Genomic DNA, 2,429 nt, shown 5'->3' on the forward strand with positions numbered 1-2,429 from the left:
GGAGTGCCAATGTCCAAATCCTTGAGCAACGAGTTGTTGGTAAGGGACACATTAAGCTTACCTTGAATCAGGACAATCAACCAGTCACGATTCAAGCTATTGCTTGGCGTTGGGGGGAATACTTCCCCTTACCTCGGCGAGTGGATATTGCCTACAAGTTGCGAGAGCATCATTGGGAGGGCAACACGACCATTGAGTTAGAGTTAGTGGGTGTCCGTCTACCCGTAGTTACTAGTAAAGTTACTAGTACCTCAACCACGAAGAAAGCGGAATTTTATTACAATCAGCGCCGCTACACCTGTAGCCTTTGGGAATCTTTAAACGAACTAAGAATTAGAAACCCAGAAGGGAAAGTCCTAGCGATTCAGAAAGGACAACGCATTGGACTTTTGGGTACTAAACGGGAAGACGCTAAAGAAGTTAATGTCACTAAACCTCCTTACTACCCCTTGATAAAAGCAGCAACTCGTGCGTTGGGACTCAGTTGAACAAAATGTCTCGCGCAGTTCCCACCTAAATCGAAGATTATAGGTGGGGTTAGCGACACCAACAAAAAACACTAGCTTTTCTTATTCTTTTGACCATTCGATGAGGTAACTACTGGCAGTTGCATGTTTGGTGGTTAACTGAAGTTGAAACGCTACTCTACTAACATAAGTATATTGTTTGAAATCTGAAAGATCTAATTAAACACATGACTAAACCACTTAACTTGATAGAACACCCAGAAGGAGGAAGATACCAGGAGGTATTTCGATCAAAGATTTCAGCTTTCTGGCAAAAGGAGCCCCACATCTCAATACGTAGTATGAGTGTGGGAGGAATTTTGCACAGAGTCTTTCGGCACAGGGAGGCGAGCTATGAAGCTTCTGAGTAATTCGGAGCAGGTCATTCCCCTACGATTGACCGTAGGTCACGCTACGCGAACAGCCTCTTCCTGTAATTGCTTTTTCTCAAAATTGGTCACTCTGACTACGAGCTTTTGATCTTTCATTATGGGTTGATACCTGTTGCCACGACTGTTATACTAATAGTAGGTCGAAAAACAGGAGAAATCAATGAGAACGGCGTACCAGTACAGACTAAGACTAACAAAATTGCAAGTGATGGAGATAGAAAGATGGCTGGACATGTTGCGCCACCAATACAACTATTTACTTGCTGACAGGTTTAGCTGGTACGAACAAAATCGCTGCTCTATTAACTCCTGTCCTCTTATTTGCCATTTGCCTGAACTTAGAAATAATCCTAATTACTTTTCACAGAAAAAAACTTTACCTCAATTAAAGAAAGATAGGCACTGGTACAAAGCTATTCATGCCAATGTACTACAAGACTGCGTCAAGAAGGTTGATTTAGCCTTTAAGAGATTCATAAAAGGTGACTCTAATGGCAAGAGAAGTGGCAAACCCAGATTCAAGAGTAAGAACAGGTATAAGTCTTTAACTTTTTCTGCTTTTTCCAAAAACCCTATTCAAGGGAACAGGTTGAACCTTCCTAAGTTTGGATGGGTCAAAATGGTTTACCATAGACCAATTCCAGACGGATTTAGAATTCAAACTGCCACGGTTACACGTAAAGCTGATGGATACTATGTGACCTTGTCATTACAGGATGATACTGTCCCTGAGGTGATCCCGATTGAACAAGTATCAAATCCTGTTGGTATAGACATGGGTCTCAAGTCATTTTTGACCAAGTCCGACGGGACAGAGGTGCAAATCCCCCAGTACTATCGGAAAGCTCAGAAACGATTAAAGAAAATTCAGAAAGCTGTCAGTAGATCTAAGAAAGGCAGTAACAACAGAAAGAAGGCTGTTGTTAAACTAGGTAAAGCTCACAAAAAGGTAGCTGATACCAGAAAAGATTTTCATTTCAAGACAGCTAAAGGGTTGTTAGATGATCACGATCTAATTGCTCATGAAAAGTTGAATATAAAGGGATTGGCTAAGACTAAAATGGCCAAATCCGTCCTAGATGCTGGCTGGGGTCAATTTCTGTCTATCCTGTCAACCAAAGCCGAAAATGCTGGGTTGGTCACGATTGCAGTAAATCCTCGGAACACCAGTCAAAACTGTTCTAATTGTGGTCAAAAAGTACCAAAGGAATTAAAAGACCGCATTCATTCCTGTCCTCATTGTGGATATATCGAGGATAGAGATGTTAATGCGGCTAGGAATATATTGAATTTGGCGGTGGGGCATCCCGTCACTAGTAAAGCTTACCGAGTAACCGAACCGTTAGGTGGTTTTGGTAAGAAGCCTACACTGAATCTGTAAAGATCAGTGTAGGAGTATGTCACTAACTGCAAGTGATTCTAGCGTGAAGTCTGCTCTTACTCATATTTACTTTTCTCTGAACCAAGATGAAAAGAGTCGGTTTCATCGGGTTATTGGGGATGAAGTTTGGAATTTATACAAAGGCACGGG

1 protein-coding gene and 2 pseudogenes are annotated in these 2,429 nt (G+C 41.8%); all 3 read left to right on the forward strand.

The window, feature by feature from the left end; translation table 11 throughout:
- A pseudogene (locus F6K37_RS38240) lies at positions 1 to 488 on the forward strand (single-stranded-DNA-specific exonuclease RecJ); the annotation flags it as partial.
- A gap of 570 nt (positions 489 to 1,058) precedes the next feature.
- Positions 1,059 to 2,279 carry an RNA-guided endonuclease InsQ/TnpB family protein gene (locus F6K37_RS38245; protein ID WP_008188345.1) on the forward strand — a complete coding sequence of 407 codons (1,221 nt, stop codon included), beginning with the start codon at positions 1,059 to 1,061 and terminating at the stop codon, positions 2,277 to 2,279.
- Between the two features lie 43 nt (positions 2,280 to 2,322).
- Positions 2,323 to 2,429: pseudogene (locus F6K37_RS38250) on the forward strand (cupin domain-containing protein); the annotation flags it as partial.

Origin of the sequence: Moorena sp. SIO4E2 (assembly GCF_010671945.1) — a bacterium.
Taxonomy (GTDB): Bacteria; Cyanobacteriota; Cyanobacteriia; order Cyanobacteriales; family Coleofasciculaceae; genus Moorena; species Moorena producens.

Coding starts and splice junctions, on each gene's coding strand:
- F6K37_RS38245 (WP_008188345.1), top strand. CDS start 1,059: ATGAGAACGGCGTACCAGTACAGACTAAGACTAACAAAATTGCAAGTG.